A 19,323-nucleotide genomic window follows, 5' to 3' on the forward strand; every position below is an offset into this window, starting at 1 on the left:
TCCGTAGGGTGCGCGTGTGGCCAAGACCAAAGCAGTCTTCCGGTGCTCCGCGTGCACGCACGAGGTGTCCAAGTGGGTGGGTAAGTGCCCTGATTGCGGCGCCTGGGGAACGGTGAACGAGGTGGCCGTTTCGGCGTCCACCGCTGCTCCAGGGCGGCGAGCGATGCTGCCGAGTACCGCGGCGGCGCCGCTGTCGCAGATCGACGCCAAGGTCACGCAGGCGCGGTCGACGGGGGTGAGCGAGCTCGATCGGGTCCTCGGAGGCGGGGTGGTGCCGGGGTCGGTGGTGCTGCTGTCCGGCGAGCCGGGAGTCGGCAAGTCGACGCTGCTGCTCGAGGTCGCGTTCCGGTGGGCGGCGGCGCGCGAAGAGACCGCGCTGTACGTGACCGCCGAGGAGTCCGCCGGGCAGGTGCGGCTGCGGGCCGATCGCACGGGCGCGGTGCACGACCGGGTGTACCTGGCGGCCGAATCGGATCTGTCGATCGTGCTGGGGCATGTGGAGCAGGTGCGGCCGTCGCTGCTGGTCGTCGACTCCGTGCAGACCATGCTGGCACCGGAGGTGGACGGGGTGATCGGCGGTGTCACCCAGGTGCGCGCGGTCACCGCGGCGCTGACCTCGCTGGCCAAGGCGACCGGGATCGCGGTGCTGCTGGTCGGACACGTCACCAAGGACGGCAACGTGGCCGGCCCGCGCACGCTCGAACACCTGGTGGACGTGGTGCTGCAGTTCGAGGGCGACAAGAATTCGTCGCTGCGCATGGTTCGCGGCATCAAGAACCGGTTCGGCAGCGCCGACGAGGTGGGCTGCTTCGAACTGCACGACGACGGCATCGCCTGCGTCGACGATCCGTCCGGGTTGTTCCTGCACCATCGCACCGACACCGTCCCCGGTACGGCGGTGACCGTCGCGATGGACGGCAAACGGCCGCTGGTGGCCGAGGTGCAGGGGCTGACCGTCAAGACCGAGATCCCGCAGCCACGCCGGGCGGTGAGCGGGCTGGACTACAACCGCGTCGCCATGGTGCTGGCGGTGTTGCAGAGCCGCGGCCGGGTATTTCTCGGCAAGCACGATGTGTACGCGGCGACCGTCGGCGGGATGCGCCTGCTCGAGCCGACCGCCGACCTGGCCATCGCCTTGGCCATCGCCTCCGCCGAGGCCGACATCGCCCTGCCCGCGGGGTGGGTGATCCTCGGCGAGGTCGGGCTGGCGGGTGAGGTTCGCAAGGTCACCGGGCTCGGCAGACGCCTGGCCGAAGCCGAACGGCTGGGGTTCACCACCGCGCTCGTTCCGCCCGGTTCGGAGAAAACCAAGACCGGCACGATGCGTATCCACGAGGTCGGGGATCTCCGATCGGCACTGCGATTGGCCGAACTCCGCAAATCCCGCGCACCCCGCGAAGTGGTGGCCGTGGAATAACTGCGGCAATCGCCTGATTCAGCGCCGGTTCGCCAATGCCGCGCCAATGTCCATTGACGGCACCGCCGATCTTGCGAACGCTGCAAATCAACCCATCTTGAACATGTGACCTATGGCGCACCCGCACAATGCCCCCGGCATGCGGGAGCGCGGCGTCAAGAGGCGAGGTTGAACGGCTCCGCGGCGCTGCGAACGGCACCGAGCTGGGCTACGACCATGTACGCACCCGCGGGCACCTGGAGGCGGTCACCCGCGCACTGCGGCTGCGAGGTGGTGCCGAACCAGGTGCCTTTGTACGAGAGTTGTTCACCGGCCTTGAGCGTCTTCATCTCCGCCGGATCGTCCTGGTTGCAGTCGTTGCTCGCCCAGAGCCTGCGCTGGCCGTCGAGGGTGTAGACGAGGAACTGCGGGCCCGCGCCGAGGTCACGCGAGCAGGCCGCGGACGAGATGTTGGTGATCACTGTGCCGAACGCGGGCTGGTCGCCGACCCGATAGGTCGGCTGGCCGACCGTCACCTTCAGCGCCAGCGACTGATCCGGGCACGGCTGTGCCGCGGGCTGATCGACGGCGGTCGTCGTCGCGCTGGGCGTGACCGACCCACTGATGGGCGTGGCCGACGCACTACTCGACGACGCACTACTCGACGCCGAGCTCGTCTCGGACGCGCTCGACTCCGCCGACGTGGTCGTGCTCGCGGCCGCGTTGTCGGCGCCGGACGAGTCCCCACCGCGCGCGACCATGGTGACGAGCCAGATCACGATCGCGAGCGCGACGACGATGACGCCGATCGCGAGTGCACGGCGGCGCCAGTAGATCTCCGGTGACAGCGGTCCATTCGGTTCCAGCACGCCTCAACGGTAAGCGCAGCGCGCAGGGGCGCGCTCGATGACCTCGGCGTGTCGGGGGCCGAACCGGGGAGAAGCCGGCGGTTCAGACCACCTCGCCGATATTGCCGACAGTGCGCCGCAGGTGCACGCGACCGTCTTCGAGCTTGTAGGTGACGCTCGCGATAGCGCACTGACCAGTGGCAACACGCTGGGAAATGATCATCGAGCGCTGCATGAGCAGCTTGCTGGTCTCCACCACGTGACGCGCTTCGAGATCGTCGAGCGAGGTGAGCCCTTCGCGTCGCCCGACCAGGATCGACGGGGTCACCCGCTCGACCACGCTGCGAATGAACCCACCGGGCACCTCGCCGCCGTCGAGCGCGTCGATGGTGGCCTTCACGGCGCCGCAGCTGTCGTGCCCGAGGACGACGATCAGTGGCACGTTGAGCACCTCGACGCCGTATTCGATCGAGCCGAGCACCGAACTGTCCACGACGTGGCCCGCTGTGCGCACCACGAACATGTCGCCGAGCCCCTGGTCGAAGATCAGCTCGGCGGCGACGCGGGAATCACCGCAGCCGAACAGGATCGCGTGGGGGTTTTGGCCCTTGACGAGTTTGGCTCGGTCCGCGGCACCCTGGCTAGGATGCTGCAGGGTGTCGTTGACAAAGCGCTCATTGCCTTCGCGCAACGACTTCCAGGCGCTTATCGGATTGGAACCAGGCATACCGACCATTGTGCACAGACCCTTGGTTACCAGCGAGTCCGCCACGTTACGCGTCGGCAAAGAGAGACTGGCTCAGAGGAAACGGGAACAGTGAGCATCGACGCGCAGGCCCTGCTCGACTGGTTCGACGACACGGCGCGCCCGCTGCCGTGGCGCGAACCGGACGCGACCGCATGGCACATCCTGATGAGCGAGATCATGCTCCAGCAGACGCCGGTGGTGCGGGTGGAGCCGATCTGGCGCGAATGGGTGGCACGCTGGCCGGTGCCGTCGGCGATGGCGGCGTCCTCGCAAGCGGAGGTGCTGCGGGCGTGGGGCAAGTTGGGATATCCGCGGCGGGCGTTGCGGCTGCACGAGTGCGCGCGGGTGCTGGCGACCGAACACGGTGACGTGGTCCCCACCGACGTCGACGTGCTGCTGAGCCTGCCCGGCATCGGCGCGTACACCGCTCGCGCGGTGGCCTGTTTCGCCTACGGGCAGCGAGTTCCCGTGGTGGACACGAACGTTCGACGCGTGGTGGCTCGGGCGGTCCACGGCAGGGAGCCCGGCAACCCGTCCTCGCGCGATCTCGCCGAAACCGAGGCGCTGCTGCCTGTTCCGGTGCCGCGGGCCGCGAGGTTCTCGGCCGCCCTGATGGAACTGGGCGCGCTGGTGTGCACGGCCCGCAACCCGGACTGCGCCCGTTGCCCGCTGCCGAGCTGCGCCTGGGTCACGGCGGGCAAACCGGCCGCCGACGTGGTGCGGAAGGTGCAGAAGTACGAGGGCACCGACCGTCAGGCTCGTGGGCGGCTGCTCGATGTGCTGCGCGACGCGTCAGGTCCGGTCGAGCGGATTCGCCTCGACCTGGCATGGACCCGCGATCCGGGTCAGCGTGCGCGAGCGTTGGACTCGCTGCTGGTAGACGGGCTGATCGAGCAGACCGACGATGGGCTGTTCGCACTCGCGGGCGAAGGAAGCCCCACCGGGTGACGCCGGATCTCGGCACCTGCCGGGGGATCGGGACCACCACCTGCCGACTCACCTCGTGACGCGCTCCAGGAACCGGCCGACGTGTTCGCGGTATGCCTCGGGTTGTTCGTCGTGCACGAGGTGGCCCGCCTCGGCGATGCGCACATACTCCGCATCGGGATGCACCTGCGCCATCGTCCGCATCTGCCCCGGCGGGGTGATGGTGTGCTCACCTTCGATGAGCAGTGTGGGCACCCACAGCGACTTCCATTCGGTCCAGAAGTCGCGCGTGCCCCACTCCTCGGAGATCGCGCGGAAGGTGTCCACCTCGCCGTGTAGCCGGTAGCCGTCGGACGCGGCGGTGAACGCGCGCAGGAAATACGTGCCCGCGACCGGGCCGAAATAGTCGAGCACCGCCTGCTCGTCGGCGAACGGTTGCGGCCAGGAGTGGATCAGCTCGGCCCAGTGGGCGGCGGTGCGGCCGGTGAAATCGGGAGCGATGTCCTCGACGACGATCGCGCGCACCCGTTCGGGCCAGGTCGCCGCGAAGACCCACCCGTGGATCGCGCCCATCGAGTGCCCGACGATCACCATCGGCTCGGTGATCGCGGCGGTGCGCTCGGCCAGATCGGCCACGAACGCCTCCGTCGTGAGCTCGGCGGGCGTCGGCCGGCCGTGCCCGGCGGCGTCCACCGCGTAGACATGCCCGAACTCCCGCAACCACGGCACCTGATCGGCCCACGTCCGCGCGCTCCCCATCAACCCGTGCAACAGCAGAATCGGAACCCCGGACCCGCCTTCGTCGTACAACACACCGCCGATACTGCCCCAGCTCCGTCCTCGCGCCGAGGCGAGGCCCGCCAGGGCCGCGAACACCCGGCGCCGGTCGGCAGCGATACTGTCCGCATGGCTGTTGTGAAGATCAATGCGATCGAAGTTCCCGAGGGCGCGGGCCCCGAGCTGGAGAAGCGGTTCGCCGCGCGTGCGGGAGCGGTGGAGAACTCCCCCGGTTTCCTCGGGTTCCAGTTGCTGCGTCCCGTGGCCGGTGACAACCGGTATTTCGTAGTGACGCAATGGGATTCAGAGGATTCGTTCGCCGCGTGGCGTGACGGTCCGGCCCGTGCTGCGCACGCCGGAAACGGTGGCGACGGCGAGCGTCCCAAGCCGGTGTCGACGGGCGCCTCGCTGCTCGAGTTCGAGGTCGTCCTCGACGTGCCGGCGAAGGGCTGACAGCGGCGTTTCCGCTGGACATGCGGTTGCGTGTATTGACGTGGGTGGCTCGCGGCTGTCACAGTTCGAGGGAACATCCGCGAGGGTGCGCGGTAATTCCGGTGTGAATCCGGAGCGGTCGCGCCACTGTATCCAAGTACCGGGTCCCCGGTGCCGGAGAGCCAGACACCGGCACCTTCGCACCACACTTCAACCGTGGGACGCGTATCCCTAGAGGAGGACCCGAATGGCTATCGCGCATTCACCCAGCCGGTCTACCGGTCTCGACACCCTCGCAACCGTGCTCGTCACGGTCGGTGTCGTCCTGCTTGCACTGCTCGCCCTGTACCTGGTCGGTTTCGACCAGGGGGCCGTCTCGCGTAGCGGGATGTTCCTGCACGAGCTGATGCACGACGGACGTCACCTGCTGGGTGTTCCGTGCCACTGATCGGATCACTCAAGACCCTGCTGTTGCGTGGCCTGCTGGCCGGCTTGATCGCCGGCCTGCTGGCCGCGACAGTGGGCTACTTCGTCGGCGAGCCCCAGGTGGACGCCGCGATCGCTATCGAAGAGGCCGCGGCCGCTCCGGCCGAGCACGGCCACGAAGCCGCGGAGCCGCAGGGCCACTCCCACGGCGACGAGGAAGAACCGCTGGTCAGCCGGCCGGGTCAGAAGGCGGGACAGTTCCTCGCGCTGGGCTTGGCCGGCATGGCGTTCGGCGCGTTGTTCGCGTCGGCGGTGAACGTGGCTCGCCGGTTCACGAACCTGTCGGGGCCCCAATTGTCGCTGACCTCGGCGGTTCTCGCGTGGGCGGCGATCGTCGCGGTGCCGTTCTTCAAGTATCCGGCCAACCCGCCCGCGGTGGGCGATCCGGACACCATCAACGAGCGCACCTGGCTGTGGGTCGCGGCCGTCGTGCTCGGCCTGCTGGCCGTCGCGGCCGCTGTCGCGGCCTACCGTGCGCTCGCCGCGTCGGACACGCTGCGACTCATCGCCGGGGTGGGCGCGTTCGTCGTGGTCACCACGGTCGGTTACGTGCTGCTGCCCGGCGTGAACGAGGTGGCCGACGACTTCCCCGCCACCCTCCTGTGGAACTTCCGGGTGGCTTCGCTGGCCGAAACCACCACGCTGTGGGTGAGTTTGGGGCTGGCGTTCGCCGCACTCACGGAATTCGCCTCGCGGCGTAGCACTCCGGTAGTGGACAAGGTTCCTACCGCAGGGTGATCCTCGCGAGCAGCTGAGAACGGCAGTGTCGGTGTCATGACCGGCACTGCCTTTCTTGTTTCCAGCACTCGCCCCCGCGCCGTGAATGTCGCCTTCGGCGGGCTCGTCACCGCGCTCGCCGCCGGAGCCACCGAGGGCCTGTTGCGCGCCGTGCGTGGTGGCGATGAATTCGGCGCCACCGCAACGGGTCTGCTACCCCGGCTCGCCATCTACCTGGCCGTCGCCGGGGTGGCCCTGTACATGCTGAACGGCAGCCGGGTGGCCCGTGCGCTGCTGACCGTCGGCATCGGCGTAGTGGGCCTGGTCTCGCTGATCATCGAGCCGCTGGCCGTGGTGTTGTCGACCGACGACTACGCGACCCTGTTCGACGGCATGTCCCCCAGCTCGACCGTGCTGGCAGGCTGCCGGACCGTGCACATCCTGGCCGTCGTCATCGCGATCCCGGCCATGTACACCCCCGCCGCGCACCGCTGGTTCACCCAGCGGTGACGGCGAGCGCCGCTCAGGCCAGTGCCGCGTCCAGCTCGATCTCGGCCACCCCGGTGAGGGCCTTGCTGACCGGGCAACCGTTCTTGGCCGCGAGGGCAGCCGCGGCGAACCCGTCGGCATCCAGCCCCGAGGCACGACCGCGCACCGTGAGCTTGATCTTGCTGATCCGGAAGCCACCGGCCGGGTCGGGCGCGAGGGTGACATCGGCATCGACGTCGAGGCTTTCCGGCGTCCCGCCGGCATTGGCGATCTCCGCCGAGAGCGCCATCGAATAGCACGACGAATGCGCCGCCGCGATCAGCTCCTCCGGGCTGGTGCCCTCGGCCGTGTCGGCCGCCCGGCGGGGAAAGCTCACATCGAACTTGCCCACACCCGAGCTGGCCAGTTCGACCTGCCCGGACCCGTCCTGCAGTCCGCCTGACCAGAGTGTGCGTGCGCTGCGAGTCGGCATCGCAATCCTTTCGGTTCGAGTTGTGTTGCGTGGCGATGACGAACCTACTCGGGTACTCAGACGGTGGCGCTGGTGATTTCGTCGAGACGCTCGAGTTTGTCCGGCCAGACCTGCTGGTGTAGGTCCCGGATCGCCGCGGTGGGGAAACCGGAGTGGCGCAGACGCAGGCGGATACCGCGTGGTTGTTTGAGGAACTCGGCGGCGACCACCGTTTCCACGCCGTCGGTGGCGGCGGTGACCCAGGTGAATTCGATTCGCCGATTCGGCTCGAGCAGCAGAATGCGGCCGTAATGGGGGTTGCGCTTTTCAGGCGAGCCGGTGTCGAAGTAGAGGGGCTCGTTGACGGCGGGGCGCATCAGCACCGATCCGGGAACGGCCAGCCATAAATCCAAGCCTTGGGTCCAGGCCGCGTAGAGCAGGCTGGGCTGGGCTTTCATCACGCGCTCGACCGTGAGCTCATGTGGCCGCGTGGACAGGTCCGGGGGGCGAACTGGCTGGTCCATCAGCCGACCTTACCGGTCATGACCGGCCGATCCTCGCATCGGGTGTACGACAGAGTTACTCAGGATTCGTCACCCGCGCGAGCACGATGCCGCCGAGGATCAGCGACAGCGCCAGCACGCGGCCCGCGCTCAGCGGATCCTTGTGCACGAGCACACCGAGACCGATCGCGCCGAGTGCGCCGATTCCGGTGAAAACCGCGTAGGCGGTGCCCACCGGGAGGGTCTGCATGGCGCGCGAGAGCAGATAGACGGCGAGCGAGCCGAGCGCGACGCACAGCAGGGTCGGACCGAGTCTGGTGAAATTCTCGGTCGGTTTGATGGTCTGCGACCACACGATTTCGACGAGCCCGGCCAGGCCGAGCACTATCCAGCTCATCGCACGTAATCCTTTGCCAGCGAACGCACTTCGGCCTGCGCGGCGGCGAAGGAGGCTTCGTGCGTGTCGCGCAGATGGGCCAGGTTCGGATCCTGCACGGCATTGGCCAGTTCGGCGTTGACGAAAACCGTGTCGGTGACCGCGAAGTGACCGGCGAAGAAGTCGCGCAGAAAGCGCTCCTGGTAGTCGAACGCCGCTTTGGGCGCACCGGGCGAGTACGCACCGCCACGGGCGGTCACCACGACGAACCTGCGTTCCCCCAGCGACATTCGGGGAAAGGTGACCTGGTCGAGCCATGCCTTGAGAGCGGCGGGGACGGAGTAGTTGTACATCGGTGTGCCGATCAGGATCACGTCGGCGGCCAGCACCTGCGCCAGCAGCGGTTCGGCCACCCGCCATGCGGCCTTCGCCGCGGGAGTGACGGCGAGTTCCGGGAGCCGGTCGAGGTCGGTGACCCCGGCGGCGAGGACGGCGTCACACAGTTCGGTCCAGCCCTCGTCGATGAACGGCGTCGGCTCGGCGGCGAGGTCGCGGTAGGTGTAGGTGCCGCCGGGCTCGGCGTCGCGCCAGGCCCGGACGAATTCGGCGCCCAGCTTGCGGCTGAGGGAGTTCGTCCGGGCGCTGGCGTCGAGGTGCAGCAGGTGAGTCATGACATCTTCCTAACTGGACATGTTGTCCACTTGTCGATTTCTCGACGATAGAACACAAGTGGACATGTTGTCCAGATATTCGTTGCGGGGCTACAGTCGTACCCATGGAGCCACGATCCGACCTGATCACCGGCTTGGCGCTCGACGCGCAGCCACCCACCGAACGCACCGACGCGGCCCGCAATCGTGCGAAAGTCCTGGCGGCGGCGGCCGGCCTCTTCGCCACTCGCGACCCACGCACGATCACCATGGACGACATCGCCAAGGCCGCGGGCGTGGGCCGCGGCACCCTCTACCGCCGCTACCCCGACCGCAACGCGATCGCCGTCGCCCTCCTCGACGAGCACGAACGCGCCCTCCAGGAACAGCTCCTGCGCGGCGCACCCCCGCTCGGCCCCGGCGCGCCCCCGGCCGATCGCCTGGCCGCCTTCTACGCGGCGATGGTCGAATTGCTCGCCGCCCACGCCCATCTGGTGCTCGGCGCGGAGACCGGCGGCGCCCGCTTCGCCACCGGCGCCTACGGGTTCTGGTCGGCGCACGTACGGTCGCTGCTGGTCGAAGCCGCTGTGCCACAGCCGGATTCGCTGGTCGATACGGTCCTCGCGCCACTCGCCGCCGAGGTCTACCTCCAGCAACGCGAACGCGGCTTGTCGCCCGAGCAGATCACCGCAGGTCTGTCCGCCCTCGCCCAGCGTCTCCTGCGTGCCTGACCGATGACCTCGAACCCCGCTCCGTGTCGGACCCGAGCAGTACCGTCCGGCAGGTGACGAGCACCCCCGAAGACATCGCCCGATTCTGGAATCTGATCGCGTCGGCCTGGACGGCCACCGGTACCGATCCGTCCACGGCCCTGCGGACGGCAGCAGGCGACCTCGACAGCCGACTCGACGCCTTTCTCGCCCAGTTGAACACCCTGTCAACAGATTTCAGCAGCGCGGAACTGACCGCGCTCGACCGCGTCGCCGAACGCGCGCTCTACGACATCGACCGCGCCGACCTCCAGGCGATCACCGACGGCTCCGACGACGGCTTCCTCTATGCCCGCGGATTCATCGTGGCCATGGGCCGCGACTACTACGACGCCGTCAGCTCCGACCCCGAGGCCGCGACCACCGACGCCGAATGCGAGCAGATGTGCTATTTCTTCGCCCACCTGCACAACGAGCGCTTCGGCGCCTTCCCCGACACGGGCTCGGGCATCTCCCGCGAAACGGCGTCCAACCCGGCCGGCTGGTCCTGACCTGACGCGCAGGTAGCGGCCGTCCGTGTCGGACTGCCGCTACCTGGTGCCGGGTTCGATGATCGCAGCGCGTCAGGTGAGATCGCGGCGGGTCATCAACCAGATGGTGCCACCGGCGAAAACCATCACATACCCGGCCAGCAGAGCGAAAGATTCACCGCGGGTGAGGATGTCGAGAACGCCGGGGTTGGCCGGCCCCTCCACGGTGCGCATCGCCCCGGCCAGCGAGCCCGCGGCCGTACCGGGGAGCACGTTGGTGACGGCTTCGATCGGGCCGAAGATCCCCGCCACACCGCGAAGCAGGTTCTCCACCACCAGGACCCAGACCAGGCCGAGGCCGACTGCGAGGGCGGGACCACGAGCGATGGCGCCGATGAGCGCTCCCGCGAGCATCCACATGCCGAGAATCGTGGTACCGGTGACGATTCCGATCAGTGAGTCGTCGAGCGACGGCATCGTCACCGGCTGGGATTCGCCGACTGCGATCACGGAGGCGATGCCGACATCGACGGCGAAGGCCACCAGGACAAGCGCGAGGACCACTACCAGCAGCGTCGACAGCAGTCCCCCCACGGCCGCGGGTCGGCTCGGGCCCTGGGTGAACACGGTTTTCCACGTGCCCCAGCCATATCCGCTGCCCACCGCGAGAGCGCCGAGGATCAGCACCAACGCGCCGCCGAACATCGACATGCCCTGTGTGAACACCTCGGGCACAGCGGCGGGCATGAGTTGGCCGAGCAGGACATCGCGAGGCAGGCCGTCCGACATCGCACCGCTCTCGCCCGAGGTGTAGGCGAGGTAGTTGAAGAGGTAGGCGAAGGTCAGGTTGAGCAGGATCCAGGTACCGAGGACGATCCAGAAGGCGGGCCAGCGGCCCAGCCGTAGCGCCTCCGCACGGATACTCGCGGTGAGATCCCTTGTCATGGCGTTCATTTCGCTACCTCCACAGCCGTCATCTCGAAGAACACTTCTTCCAGCGATTTCTCGTCCACCCGCAGTTCGAGCAGGTCCGCGCCTGCTGTCACGACGGCTCGCGCCACCTCAGGGGCCAGCGCGGCGCTCGTGTCGACCCTGATGCCGTCCGCGCCCGCTCGAGCGGGGGCATCGGTGACGGCGCGGACGGCGTCCAGAGCCACGTCCACGGGCTCGGCACGCACCAGCAGTGTCGCGGTGCCGCGCAATTCGGCCACGGTAGATTCCGCCAGCAGGCGACCACCGGAGATCACCCCGACGCGGTGGCAGATCTCCTGCACCTCGGCGAGCTGGTGGCTCGACAGCAGCACAGTGTGTCCGTCGGCCGCGAGATCGGTGATGAGCGTGCGCATTTCGGCCAGGCCCGCCGGGTCGAGGCCGTTGGTGGGTTCATCGAGGATGAGCAGGTCCGGGTCGCCGAGCATGGCCGCGCCGACGCCGAGACGCTGTTTCATTCCGAGCGAATAGGTCCGGAAGCGGTCTCCTGCCCGATCGGCCAGGCCGACGCGTTCCAATGCCTTCTCGACCTCGGCATTGCCGTGGCCGCGATAGCGGGCCAATACTCGCAGGTTGTCGCGGCCGGAGAGGTACGGGTAGAAGCCGGGGCCCTCGATGAGGACGCCGATTCGGCGCAGCACCGCCGGATCGCCCGGCGACAGGCCCTGCACGGTCGCGGTGCCCGCGCTGGGCCGGATGAGACCGGCCAGCATGCGCAACGTGGTGGTTTTGCCCGCGCCGTTGGGCCCCAGGAATCCGTAGATCTCCCCGGCCGCGACCCGCATGCTCACCGCGTCCACCGCGAGGTGCTCGCCATAGCGTTTGGTCAACTCGGTGGTGACCACGATCGATTCGTTCATGGGAATCAGAATCCGCGCTCGAGGGGTGCCCCGACATCCGTCGCGCGGCGTGCACGGCGCTACGCCGCGCGGCCTACGCGGCTTCCCGCGGGAAATACGTGCGCAGGCCGACGCGGTGGGTGGGCGCACACAATAGGGTTGGGCACGTGGGAGCGTCTGCGAAGTGGGAGCGTGGCTCAGTCGTTCAGGACTGGGGCCTGGCAGTGGTGGTCGCGGTGATCCAGCTGGCCGGTAGTTCCGGTGCGAATTCGCATCAAACCGGGGTGCGGTCGCTGGACGCGTTCGCGTATCTGCTGCTGCTCGCCGGGCCGGTGGCGCTCGGTTTCCGGCGGGCAGTGCCCGAAGCGGTGCTGGCGGTGGCGCTGATCGCCACGGTGACCTATGTCCTGCGCGACTACGGGTACGGGCCGATCTTCCTGTCGCTGGTGATCGCCTTCCTCTCGGCCGCCGTCACCGGATCGCGATGGCGCACCTACCCGGTGGTCGCGATCGGGTATCTGACGATGGTGTGGCCGCTACCCGCCCTGCTCGGGCGGCACTCCGACGCGTGGCAGATATTCGGCCTGCTGGCCTGGATGGGCGTGCTGGTCGCGATCGCGGAGGGCGTGCGGCAGCGGCGCGCGGTGGTGCTGGCGCGCGAGCAGCGGGCCGAGGCGGCACAACGCGACGAGCAAGCGCAGCAGGCCAGGGCGGCCTCCGAGGAGCGATTGGCGATCGCGCGGGAACTGCACGATGTACTGGCACACAGTCTTTCGCTGATCAACGTGCAGTCGTCGGTGGCGCTGGAGTTGTTCGATCGCAAGCCGCAGCAGGCGGCCGCGGCGCTGGCGACCATCAAGACGACCTCGAAAGAGGCACTGACCGAGGTACACACGCTGCTGCACGCGATTCGCAGTGGCGCGGCGGTGGTGCCGGAGTACCCGGAACATGCTCCCGTCGTGGATGATTCACCCCCTCCGCCGCGTCCCGCGCCGCGTGCGCCCGCACCGACCCTCGACGACCTCGACACCCTGCTCGAGCGCACCCGCGCGACCGGGCTCGACGTCGATACCAAGATCATCGGTACGCCGAAGAAGCTGCCGAGCGTGATCGATGTGGCCGCGGCCAGAATCGTGCAGGAATCGCTGACCAACGTGGTGCGCCACGCGCCCGGCGCGACAGCTCTGATCACCCTGCGATACACCCCGGAATCGGTCGACATCACCGTCGACAACTCCCGGCCGACCGGAACCGCTGTCCGAACCGGCATCGGCGGCAACGGGATCATCGGGATGCGCGAGCGGGCGCACGCGCTCGGCGGGGCGCTCACCGCGGGGCCGCGACCGTCCGGCGGGTTCCGGGTGGCGGCCCGATTGCCCGCTCGACCAGCGACTTCGACCGCGTCCGCGCGATCGTCGGATTCACCGGGCAGGCAGGCGGGCGCATGACCGAACTGCCGCCGACCGGTGCGGGGCCCACCAAGATCCGGCTTCTCGTCGCCGACGATCAAGCGCTGGTGCGCGGCGGTTTCGTCGCGCTGCTGGACGCCCAGGACGACATCGAAGTCATCGGCGAGGCCGAAAACGGCGAGCAAGCCGTTCGGATGACCCGAGCCCTCGTCCCCGACGTGGTGCTGATGGACATCCGCATGCCGATCCTCGACGGCCTCGCCGCCACCCGCATGATCGCCGACGACCCCCAGCTCGCGGCGGTCCGCGTCGTCGTCCTCACTACCTTCGAACTCGACGAATACGTCTTCGAGGCGATCCGCGCGGGCGCCGCGGGCTTCCTGGTCAAACACACCGAGCCCGCCGACCTGCTCCGCGCTGTCCGCGTCGTCGCCGCGGGCGACGCGCTCCTGTCCCCCGGCGTCACCCGCCGCCTCCTCGCCGAATTCTCCACCCACGCCAAGCAACCACCCCCCGCCGCCTTCGCCGAACTCACCGACCGCGAACGCGAGGTGATGACCCTGGTGGCCGAAGGCCTCACCAACGCCGAAATCGGCGCCCGCCTCTACATGTCCCCCGCCACCGCCCGCACCCACGTCAGCCGAATCCTCACCAAACTAGCCGCCCGAGACCGCACCCAACTCGTAGTCCTCGCCTACGAATCAGGCCTGGTCCGCCCAGGCTGGCAATAGCGCCCGATGGCTGCGCTCACTGACTACACGCGAGTACGGCCAGGTAGACGTGTATGTGGGCATGCTTGCCGAGCGTGCGACCACCCTGACCGAACCGTGGTCGCGCAATCTTGGCGATGGGGTACGTGAACTCCGCTTTCACCTTCACCCGCGAGAAATGCGAATCACCTACTGGCTCGCTCCGGGGCGTCGCATCGTGCTGCTGACAGTTTTCCGCAAGACTCGCATGCGGGAGACCGACGAGGTGGCGCGAGCCAAGGCACTACGCAAGGTATGCGAATCGGAACATGGTTGTGCCCACACAGATTTCGACAGGAGGTAACCGATCATGACTGAGCACCCATCGATGGACGACCTGCGCCGTGAACGGATGAGCAGCCCCGGGTTCGACGCGGGCGAGTACGAGGCCGGGCGGGCCGAGGCGATTCTGGCGATCGAGCTGGCCGAAGCCATTCGCGAACGGCGGCTCGAACTCGGGCTGACACAGACACAGCTGGCCGAACGGGCCGGGCTGCGTCAGCCCGAGGTCTCACGGATCGAATCCGGGGGCGGGACACCGACAATCGGCATGCTCGAACGTTTGGCGTATGCGCTCGAGGTTCGGTTCGTCGCTCGGTTCGAGAAGGTCGACGCGGCGTAGGACTACTCGCCCTGGTCGGCTTGTCGGCGTTCGGAGTCGGAGAAGCGGGCGCGGCGGGCGGCGCCCGCGGGGGCGGCTTGGGCTCGGGCGGAGTAGGCGGAGAGGGCGTCGAAGGCGCCTCGGACGCCGCCGGCGACCGGGGCGTAGGTGATGGCCGAGCCGGGGTCGAAGCCGAGGTTGGAGCCTACTTCGACGGCGTCCATGTTGGCGCCGAGGAAGACGAAGGTCCAGTTGTACACGTCTTGCTGCTGGGTGATGAGGGACTTCACGGCGGCGTGGGTCCATTCGCGGCTGGAATTCTCGTGGCCGTCGGTGAGAACGACGACGATCACGGTACCGGGACGCTCGTGTTCGGGGCGCTCGGCCAGCTCACTGCCCACGCTGGTGACGAGCTTGCCGAGCGCGTCGTAGAGCGCGGTTCCGCCACGCGGCTGCAAGCTCGGCGCAGGCACCTGAGCCAGCGGCACATTCGCGTAGACCACGTCATAGGTGGTGTCGAACTGCGCGAGCGTGACCTCGATCGTCTTCGGCACACTGCGCTGCTGTTCGAAATAGGCGGCCAACCCACCTTCGGTATCGGCCTTGATCGTCTGCATCGACCCCGAACGGTCGAGCAGAACGGCGATCAGCGTGCGGTCGGAATCAGTCATGTGTGCGAACACCCCCGTGTCGGTCGGATAAGCAATTCCCACCGTACGCCGCGAAACAGGACCGTCTGACCGGCGAAAAGAAGACCCCAAGGTATCGCCAAGGCGCGATTCCTACCTTCACCACGGTCCGACTACTCCGCCTGAAAGGCGCCTCCTTTCCGTGAGCATCATTTTCGTCTTCACCCGTATCACTCCCTCCGATGCCATCCGGGTCACTGCCGAGCCGGACGCCGCGTGGGACCTCATCGAAACGCCTCGATCCGCGGACGAACCGTCCGGCGACCTCGACCAGGCCTGGGACGGCCTGCGCTGCCTGTTCTCCGCCGCAGCAGTCGATTTCGACCTACTCGGCGGCGATGAGCCGAGCACCCGCCAGGACTGCCTGCGTGTGTGGTCGGCAACCGAGGTGTCCGCGGCGGCACGGGTCCTCTCCGCCACTCCCTTCGACCGACTGGCCGAGCATTTCTCCCCGGAGTTGATGGACGAAGAGGGCGCGGGCCCGGACATCTGGGACGGCGACGAAGCACTCGACTACCTGCGCGAGGCCTACGAGGATCTCCAGGCGTTCTTCACGCACGCGGCCGCGACGAATTCCGCGGCGATGGGCCAATTCGCGTAGCCTGCCCGAGGTCATTGCCCAGATCCGCCGATCACGCGGCCGATCCGGTGGCGCAGCAGCAGCGCAACGTTGGCGTTCAGGTCGATCGCCGTGGCGTTTGGGTCGCGTGACGGGGATATTCCGGCTGTTGCATCAGGCATGATCAAGACATTGACGACGAGCCCTGCGGCATCGGAAGTTTCGCGCCGCGCCACGTGGCCCGCCCTGCTCACCATGTTCCTCGGCAGCTTCACGCTGGTGACCGCGGAGTTCCTGCCGCCGGGCGTGCTCACCGCACTCGCGAATGATCTCGGAGTGCCCGAAGGGGTTGTCGGACTGTCGGTGAGCGCGACGGCGCTGACCGCGCTGGTGGCCGCGCTCGGATCGGGCGCGCTGTTTCCCCGCCTGGATCGGCGCACCCTGCTGATCTGGCTGACCGTCGGCGCGGCGGTGTCGAACGTGGTGGTCGCCCTCGCGCCGAACATCGTGCTGTTGCTGATCGCGCGCCTGCTGCTCGGCCTGGCTGTCGGCGGCTACTGGTCGATGGCGCTGGTGATCGCCGCGAAGCTCGTCCCGGCCGAACGGCTCGGCAAGGCGATGATGATCGTGAACGCGGGAACCACGGTCGCGACGGTGGCCGGAGTGCCGCTCGGCGTGCTGCTGAGCACCTACGCCGGGTGGCGGACGACCTTCCTGATCGTGGCCGCGCTGACCGCCGCCACCGCCGTCGCGGTGCGGCTGATGCTGCCGCCGATCGCGCCGAGCACGGGCATCGGGTTCGCCGCACTCGGCAACGCCCTTCGGTCCCCGGGCGTGACGCTCGGGCTGGTCAGCATGGTCGCCGTCGTCGGCGGGCACTTCGCCGGATACACCTATATCCGCCCGGCCCTGGCCGAACTGCTCGGTGCGGGCCCGGCGGTGATCCCGGTGCTGCTCGCCCTGTTCGGCGTCGGTGGTCTGCTCGGCAACTTCGTCCTCGGCACACTCGCCGACCGCCACCTCGGCGCCCTGCTGGTGGCGGTGCCGGCAGCCGTCGGCCTGTCACTGCTCGCGATCATCGCCTCCGCGGCGTTCGCCCCACTCGCCTACCTGGCCGTGGTGGTGTGGGGCGCCGCGTTCGGCGGCATTCTCAATCTCGTGCAGGTGTGGGTATCGCGGGTGCTGCCCGATCGCATGGAAGCGGGCAGCGGACTGATCGTCGCCGGTTTCCAGCTGGCGATCATCCTCGGCTCGGCGATCGGCGGCCGCGGCGTGGACAGCATCGGCCTGGCCCCGACCTACGCGCTCGGTGCCGTCGCCGCGGTCCTCGGCGGGGTCCTGATCCGGCACTCACTCACCCGAGCGGCGCACTGACCTCAGTCGATGCCCGGGCCGCCCGCCGCCACTGCGACGGCGTGCGGCCCGTCTGCCGCCGGAACGCCCGCCCGAACGCCGTCTCCGAGCGATAGCCGAGCCTGCGGGCCACCGTGCCGACCGGCACAGCGTGGTCGACCAACAGCAGTTGCGCCCGCTCGATCCGCAGTTTCGTCAGGTACCGGCCCGGCGTGAGGCCGGTCGCCGCCTGAAACCGGGCGGCGAACCCGGACCGCGAGGCCAGCGCGATCTTTGCCAGCCCTTCAACTGTCCACTCCTGCCCCGGGTCGGCATGCATCGCGGCCACGGCCTGCGCCACCCCGGGCTCGTTCACCTTCAGCAGCCACCGTGGTGGCGCGCAACCACGGGCATGCCAGGACTCGATCGCCATCGAAGTGAGCAAGGTGGCCACCCGGTCGCCCTGGACGCCGAACGGGTCAGGGCACTGTTGGACCAGGTGGCGAAACATGGTCGCGGCCAAAGGCGTGTGGTCGACGAAACCGGTCAGCAGCAGCCGTTGTGGCAGCGCGGTCATGGCACTGCCGGTCCCGACGGGTTCCAGACGCACCCGGAGCACCCGGCCCTCCGACAGCGCGTTGATCGCGAATCGTTCGGTGCCGGGCACGAACAGAAAATCCCCGCTCGCCAGGTCTTCTGCCGTGCTGAGCCCTTCGACCCGGACCAGCCCGTCCAGCACCACCAGCGCGCTCGGCTCGGTCATGAACTCCCACTGGCCCGCCGTGAGTGCGAACTCGTCGCGCCCGGCGAAGCGCCACTGCACACCGGCCAGCACATCGTCGAGGCTGTGCGCACCATCGGTCTGCGTCACGTGCACCCCTCCTGATGTAACTCCGATGCACTGCACGGTACCGGTCGACGGGTTGTACGCGCGGTGACGTACGCCGGATCGGGTCTCGCGGCCGATGTCGTCGGTCGTTCGGGCGAGCAGGGTTGAGACATGAACATTGTCGACAGCGCGACGACGCTGACCCTGCTGGCCGACCACTACGACGGAGGGTGGCATCCATGGCCGTTCTTCTGGATTTTCCCGGTGATCTTCTGGATCACCGTGATCGCACTGGTGTTCTTCGCCCGCCGACGGTGCGCGGGACGCGGTGGCGCGGTGGGCGCGCTGCGCGAAGGTTTCGCTCGCGGCGAGATCACCGAGGCCGAATACCGCGGCAGGCTCGCGGTATTGAGCGAACCGCGCGGGAAGAAGTAGCGATGCGATTCGGAATCGTGCTCATGCCGCGGTCCGGGGCGGAGTGGACACAGGCGGTGACCGGGGCGCAGGCACAGGGGTACCGCACGCTGATGCTGCCGGACACGCTGTACACGCCGTCCCCGCTCATCGCCCTGGCAGCAGCCGCCGCCGTGACGGAGAACCTGCGATTGCGGCCCAATGTCCTGGCCGCGCCCTTCCGCTCCGCCGCTACGACTGTTCGGGAAACGGCGGCACTGCAACTGCTTTCGGACGGCCGATTCGAACTCGGGATCGGCACCGGCCGACCGGACGCGCGAACGGAGGCCGAAAGACTCGGCATGCCATGGGGTTCGGCGGGTGAACGACGAAACCAGCTGATCGACACCATCACCTCGGTGCGCGCCCAGGTGGACCCGTCACCACCGGTGGTCATCGCGGCGAGCGGGCCTCGAATGCTCACCACCGCGGCGCGATACGCCGACCGCATTCTGCTGGCGGCGGCACCGGACGCGACCGAAGACGACCTCGCCGAGATGGTCGGCGTCGTCACCGCCCACACCGACCGCGAGATCCGATTCACCCTCCAACTGGTCGGCATCGGCGACCGGCTCCCCAGCTGGCTGAGCACCCGTCTCGGCCACACCCCCGAAAAACTCCGCGCCGCGGGGGCCGCCGGACTTCTCCCCAGCGATCCACAGGCCGCGGTGAAAATCCTCGAGTCCCGCAGCGAGCGTTACGGAATCGACGAGCTGATCGTCCCGGGCGAGCTGGCCACCGCCTTCGCCCCGGTTCTCGAACGCGCACGTCAGTAGACGATGCGCTGCTGATCCGCGACGCGAAAAGCCCGCCCTCTGGATACAGAGGGCGGG

28 protein-coding genes are annotated in these 19,323 nt (G+C 68.5%); 16 read left to right on the forward strand and 12 right to left on the reverse strand.

The annotated features are described in order from the left end of the window. Window positions 1-16: 16 nt before the first annotated feature. Window positions 17-1,417, forward strand: a complete 1,401-nt coding sequence (gene radA / locus ACFQ9R_RS13450; RefSeq protein WP_378962695.1) for a DNA repair protein RadA — start codon at window positions 17-19, stop codon at window positions 1,415-1,417. Between the two features lie 155 nt (window positions 1,418-1,572). Here radA and ACFQ9R_RS13455 read toward each other — a convergent pair whose 3' ends face one another. Together ACFQ9R_RS13455 and ACFQ9R_RS13460 are read right to left on the reverse strand one after the other, a co-directional pair. Continuing rightward, window positions 1,573-2,265 carry a hypothetical protein gene (locus ACFQ9R_RS13455; RefSeq protein ID WP_378990721.1) on the reverse strand — a complete coding sequence of 231 codons (693 nt, stop codon included), beginning with the start codon at window positions 2,263-2,265 and terminating at the stop codon, window positions 1,573-1,575. An 82-nt stretch (window positions 2,266-2,347) separates the two neighbouring features. After that, complete coding sequence (locus ACFQ9R_RS13460; RefSeq protein ID WP_056819369.1) at window positions 2,348-2,971, reverse strand: carbonic anhydrase; 624 nt, start codon at window positions 2,969-2,971, stop codon at window positions 2,348-2,350. A gap of 90 nt (window positions 2,972-3,061) precedes the next feature. On the opposite strand from ACFQ9R_RS13460, the gene ACFQ9R_RS13465 reads away from it, so the two are divergent. Beyond that, window positions 3,062-3,940, forward strand: coding sequence for an A/G-specific adenine glycosylase (locus ACFQ9R_RS13465; RefSeq protein ID WP_378990723.1), 879 nt, complete (start codon window positions 3,062-3,064; stop codon window positions 3,938-3,940). 48 nt (window positions 3,941-3,988) lie between these two features. Here the strand turns inward: ACFQ9R_RS13465 and ACFQ9R_RS13470 are convergent, their stop codons facing one another. Further along, entirely contained in the window at window positions 3,989-4,732 is a 744-nt protein-coding gene (locus ACFQ9R_RS13470) for an alpha/beta fold hydrolase (RefSeq protein ID WP_378990726.1), read from the reverse strand. Between the two features lie 93 nt (window positions 4,733-4,825). Here ACFQ9R_RS13470 and ACFQ9R_RS13475 point away from each other — a divergent pair, with 93 nt between their 5' ends. The 4 genes from ACFQ9R_RS13475 (at window position 4,826) to ACFQ9R_RS13490 (ending at window position 6,841) form a co-directional block, all read left to right on the forward strand. Continuing rightward, window positions 4,826-5,149, forward strand: coding sequence for an antibiotic biosynthesis monooxygenase family protein (locus ACFQ9R_RS13475; protein WP_378990727.1), 324 nt, complete (start codon window positions 4,826-4,828; stop codon window positions 5,147-5,149). 226 nt (window positions 5,150-5,375) lie between these two features. Next, complete coding sequence (locus ACFQ9R_RS13480; protein ID WP_019044677.1) at window positions 5,376-5,576, forward strand: CbtB-domain containing protein; 201 nt, start codon at window positions 5,376-5,378, stop codon at window positions 5,574-5,576. Then, entirely contained in the window at window positions 5,567-6,352 is a 786-nt protein-coding gene (locus ACFQ9R_RS13485) for a CbtA family protein (protein ID WP_378990728.1), read from the forward strand. The genes ACFQ9R_RS13480 and ACFQ9R_RS13485 overlap by 10 nt, the downstream gene beginning before the upstream one ends. A gap of 36 nt (window positions 6,353-6,388) precedes the next feature. Next, window positions 6,389-6,841 (forward strand): hypothetical protein, encoded by a 453-nt coding sequence (locus ACFQ9R_RS13490; protein ID WP_378990729.1) that lies wholly within the window; start codon window positions 6,389-6,391, stop codon window positions 6,839-6,841. A gap of 13 nt (window positions 6,842-6,854) precedes the next feature. Here ACFQ9R_RS13490 and ACFQ9R_RS13495 read toward each other — a convergent pair whose 3' ends face one another. The 4 genes from ACFQ9R_RS13495 to ACFQ9R_RS13510 are packed head-to-tail and all read right to left on the reverse strand — an operon-like array spanning window position 6,855 to window position 8,821. After that, window positions 6,855-7,292, reverse strand: coding sequence for an OsmC family peroxiredoxin (locus ACFQ9R_RS13495; RefSeq protein WP_378990730.1), 438 nt, complete (start codon window positions 7,290-7,292; stop codon window positions 6,855-6,857). Between the two features lie 56 nt (window positions 7,293-7,348). After that, window positions 7,349-7,795, reverse strand: a complete 447-nt coding sequence (locus ACFQ9R_RS13500; protein ID WP_378990732.1) for an SRPBCC domain-containing protein — start codon at window positions 7,793-7,795, stop codon at window positions 7,349-7,351. Between the two features lie 55 nt (window positions 7,796-7,850). Continuing rightward, window positions 7,851-8,171, reverse strand: coding sequence for a DMT family transporter (locus ACFQ9R_RS13505; RefSeq protein ID WP_378990733.1), 321 nt, complete (start codon window positions 8,169-8,171; stop codon window positions 7,851-7,853). Continuing rightward, window positions 8,168-8,821, reverse strand: coding sequence for an FMN-dependent NADH-azoreductase (locus ACFQ9R_RS13510; RefSeq protein WP_378990734.1), 654 nt, complete (start codon window positions 8,819-8,821; stop codon window positions 8,168-8,170). The genes ACFQ9R_RS13505 and ACFQ9R_RS13510 overlap by 4 nt, the downstream gene beginning before the upstream one ends. A 104-nt stretch (window positions 8,822-8,925) precedes the next feature. Between ACFQ9R_RS13510 and ACFQ9R_RS13515 the strand changes: the two genes are divergently transcribed. After that, a complete protein-coding gene (locus ACFQ9R_RS13515) occupies window positions 8,926-9,531 on the forward strand; it encodes a TetR/AcrR family transcriptional regulator (protein WP_378990735.1) in 606 nt (201 codons plus the stop codon). Between the two features lie 53 nt (window positions 9,532-9,584). Next, window positions 9,585-10,061: a DUF4240 domain-containing protein gene (locus ACFQ9R_RS13520; protein WP_378990736.1), complete on the forward strand. Its 477-nt coding sequence runs from the start codon at window positions 9,585-9,587 to the stop codon at window positions 10,059-10,061. 72 nt (window positions 10,062-10,133) lie between these two features. Here the strand turns inward: ACFQ9R_RS13520 and ACFQ9R_RS13525 are convergent, their stop codons facing one another. Together ACFQ9R_RS13525 and ACFQ9R_RS13530 are read right to left on the reverse strand one after the other, a co-directional pair. After that, window positions 10,134-10,994 (reverse strand): ABC transporter permease, encoded by an 861-nt coding sequence (locus ACFQ9R_RS13525; protein WP_378990738.1) that lies wholly within the window; start codon window positions 10,992-10,994, stop codon window positions 10,134-10,136. Further along, a complete protein-coding gene (locus ACFQ9R_RS13530; RefSeq protein WP_378990740.1) occupies window positions 10,991-11,890 on the reverse strand; it encodes an ABC transporter ATP-binding protein in 900 nt (299 codons plus the stop codon). The genes ACFQ9R_RS13525 and ACFQ9R_RS13530 overlap by 4 nt, the downstream gene beginning before the upstream one ends. 146 nt (window positions 11,891-12,036) lie before the next feature. Between ACFQ9R_RS13530 and ACFQ9R_RS13535 the strand changes: the two genes are divergently transcribed. The 4 genes from ACFQ9R_RS13535 to ACFQ9R_RS13550 are packed head-to-tail and all read left to right on the forward strand — an operon-like array spanning window position 12,037 to window position 14,649. Beyond that, entirely contained in the window at window positions 12,037-13,317 is a 1,281-nt protein-coding gene (locus ACFQ9R_RS13535; RefSeq protein ID WP_378990741.1) for a sensor histidine kinase, read from the forward strand. Further along, complete coding sequence (locus ACFQ9R_RS13540; RefSeq protein ID WP_378990742.1) at window positions 13,314-14,009, forward strand: response regulator; 696 nt, start codon at window positions 13,314-13,316, stop codon at window positions 14,007-14,009. Before ACFQ9R_RS13535 ends, ACFQ9R_RS13540 begins: the two co-directional genes overlap by 4 nt. Before the next feature lie 10 nt (window positions 14,010-14,019). Then, entirely contained in the window at window positions 14,020-14,331 is a 312-nt protein-coding gene (locus ACFQ9R_RS13545; RefSeq protein ID WP_378990809.1) for a type II toxin-antitoxin system RelE/ParE family toxin, read from the forward strand. A gap of 6 nt (window positions 14,332-14,337) precedes the next feature. Beyond that, window positions 14,338-14,649, forward strand: coding sequence for a helix-turn-helix domain-containing protein (locus ACFQ9R_RS13550; protein ID WP_378631540.1), 312 nt, complete (start codon window positions 14,338-14,340; stop codon window positions 14,647-14,649). A gap of 2 nt (window positions 14,650-14,651) precedes the next feature. Here ACFQ9R_RS13550 and ACFQ9R_RS13555 read toward each other — a convergent pair whose 3' ends face one another. Beyond that, the gene (locus ACFQ9R_RS13555) at window positions 14,652-15,299 is read right to left on the reverse strand and encodes a VWA domain-containing protein (protein WP_378990743.1); all 648 of its coding nucleotides are present in this window, start codon (window positions 15,297-15,299) and stop codon (window positions 14,652-14,654) included. Window positions 15,300-15,459: 160 nt separating this feature from the next. Between ACFQ9R_RS13555 and ACFQ9R_RS13560 the strand changes: the two genes are divergently transcribed. Then, window positions 15,460-15,918, forward strand: coding sequence for a YfbM family protein (locus ACFQ9R_RS13560; protein WP_378990744.1), 459 nt, complete (start codon window positions 15,460-15,462; stop codon window positions 15,916-15,918). 11 nt (window positions 15,919-15,929) lie between these two features. Here ACFQ9R_RS13560 and ACFQ9R_RS13565 read toward each other — a convergent pair whose 3' ends face one another. Then, window positions 15,930-16,058, reverse strand: coding sequence for a hypothetical protein (locus ACFQ9R_RS13565; protein ID WP_378990745.1), 129 nt, complete (start codon window positions 16,056-16,058; stop codon window positions 15,930-15,932). Window positions 16,059-16,068: 10 nt separating this feature from the next. Here ACFQ9R_RS13565 and ACFQ9R_RS13570 point away from each other — a divergent pair, with 10 nt between their 5' ends. Continuing rightward, entirely contained in the window at window positions 16,069-17,250 is a 1,182-nt protein-coding gene (locus tag ACFQ9R_RS13570) for an MFS transporter (protein WP_378990746.1), read from the forward strand. Here the strand turns inward: ACFQ9R_RS13570 and ACFQ9R_RS13575 are convergent. Next, window positions 17,231-18,079 (reverse strand): helix-turn-helix domain-containing protein, encoded by an 849-nt coding sequence (locus ACFQ9R_RS13575; protein ID WP_378990747.1) that lies wholly within the window; start codon window positions 18,077-18,079, stop codon window positions 17,231-17,233. The two genes, ACFQ9R_RS13570 and ACFQ9R_RS13575, sit on opposite strands and share 20 nt — an antisense overlap. Before the next feature lie 129 nt (window positions 18,080-18,208). Between ACFQ9R_RS13575 and ACFQ9R_RS13580 the strand changes: the two genes are divergently transcribed. Together ACFQ9R_RS13580 and ACFQ9R_RS13585 are read left to right on the forward strand one after the other, a co-directional pair. Further along, window positions 18,209-18,472 (forward strand): SHOCT domain-containing protein, encoded by a 264-nt coding sequence (locus ACFQ9R_RS13580; RefSeq protein ID WP_378990748.1) that lies wholly within the window; start codon window positions 18,209-18,211, stop codon window positions 18,470-18,472. 2 nt (window positions 18,473-18,474) lie between these two features. Continuing rightward, entirely contained in the window at window positions 18,475-19,266 is a 792-nt protein-coding gene (locus tag ACFQ9R_RS13585) for an LLM class flavin-dependent oxidoreductase (RefSeq protein ID WP_378990749.1), read from the forward strand. Window positions 19,267-19,323: the final 57 nt, after the last annotated feature.

It is taken from the genome of Nocardia sp. NPDC056541 (assembly GCF_042794235.1).
Classification (GTDB): domain Bacteria; phylum Actinomycetota; class Actinomycetes; order Mycobacteriales; family Mycobacteriaceae; genus Nocardia.

Coding starts and splice junctions, on each gene's coding strand:
- ACFQ9R_RS13500 (WP_378990732.1), bottom strand. CDS start 7,795: ATGGACCAGCCAGTTCGCCCCCCGGACCTGTCCACGCGGCCACATGAG.
- ACFQ9R_RS13585 (WP_378990749.1), top strand. CDS start 18,475: ATGCGATTCGGAATCGTGCTCATGCCGCGGTCCGGGGCGGAGTGGACA.
- ACFQ9R_RS13475 (WP_378990727.1), top strand. CDS start 4,826: ATGGCTGTTGTGAAGATCAATGCGATCGAAGTTCCCGAGGGCGCGGGC.
- ACFQ9R_RS13510 (WP_378990734.1), bottom strand. CDS start 8,821: ATGACTCACCTGCTGCACCTCGACGCCAGCGCCCGGACGAACTCCCTC.
- ACFQ9R_RS13530 (WP_378990740.1), bottom strand. CDS start 11,890: ATGAACGAATCGATCGTGGTCACCACCGAGTTGACCAAACGCTATGGC.
- ACFQ9R_RS13550 (WP_378631540.1), top strand. CDS start 14,338: ATGACTGAGCACCCATCGATGGACGACCTGCGCCGTGAACGGATGAGC.
- ACFQ9R_RS13565 (WP_378990745.1), bottom strand. CDS start 16,058: ATGCCTGATGCAACAGCCGGAATATCCCCGTCACGCGACCCAAACGCC.
- ACFQ9R_RS13540 (WP_378990742.1), top strand. CDS start 13,314: ATGACCGAACTGCCGCCGACCGGTGCGGGGCCCACCAAGATCCGGCTT.
- ACFQ9R_RS13515 (WP_378990735.1), top strand. CDS start 8,926: ATGGAGCCACGATCCGACCTGATCACCGGCTTGGCGCTCGACGCGCAG.
- ACFQ9R_RS13480 (WP_019044677.1), top strand. CDS start 5,376: ATGGCTATCGCGCATTCACCCAGCCGGTCTACCGGTCTCGACACCCTC.
- ACFQ9R_RS13555 (WP_378990743.1), bottom strand. CDS start 15,299: ATGACTGATTCCGACCGCACGCTGATCGCCGTTCTGCTCGACCGTTCG.
- ACFQ9R_RS13580 (WP_378990748.1), top strand. CDS start 18,209: ATGAACATTGTCGACAGCGCGACGACGCTGACCCTGCTGGCCGACCAC.
- ACFQ9R_RS13460 (WP_056819369.1), bottom strand. CDS start 2,971: ATGCCTGGTTCCAATCCGATAAGCGCCTGGAAGTCGTTGCGCGAAGGC.
- ACFQ9R_RS13490 (WP_378990729.1), top strand. CDS start 6,389: ATGACCGGCACTGCCTTTCTTGTTTCCAGCACTCGCCCCCGCGCCGTG.
- ACFQ9R_RS13505 (WP_378990733.1), bottom strand. CDS start 8,171: ATGAGCTGGATAGTGCTCGGCCTGGCCGGGCTCGTCGAAATCGTGTGG.
- ACFQ9R_RS13495 (WP_378990730.1), bottom strand. CDS start 7,292: ATGCCGACTCGCAGCGCACGCACACTCTGGTCAGGCGGACTGCAGGAC.
- ACFQ9R_RS13525 (WP_378990738.1), bottom strand. CDS start 10,994: ATGAACGCCATGACAAGGGATCTCACCGCGAGTATCCGTGCGGAGGCG.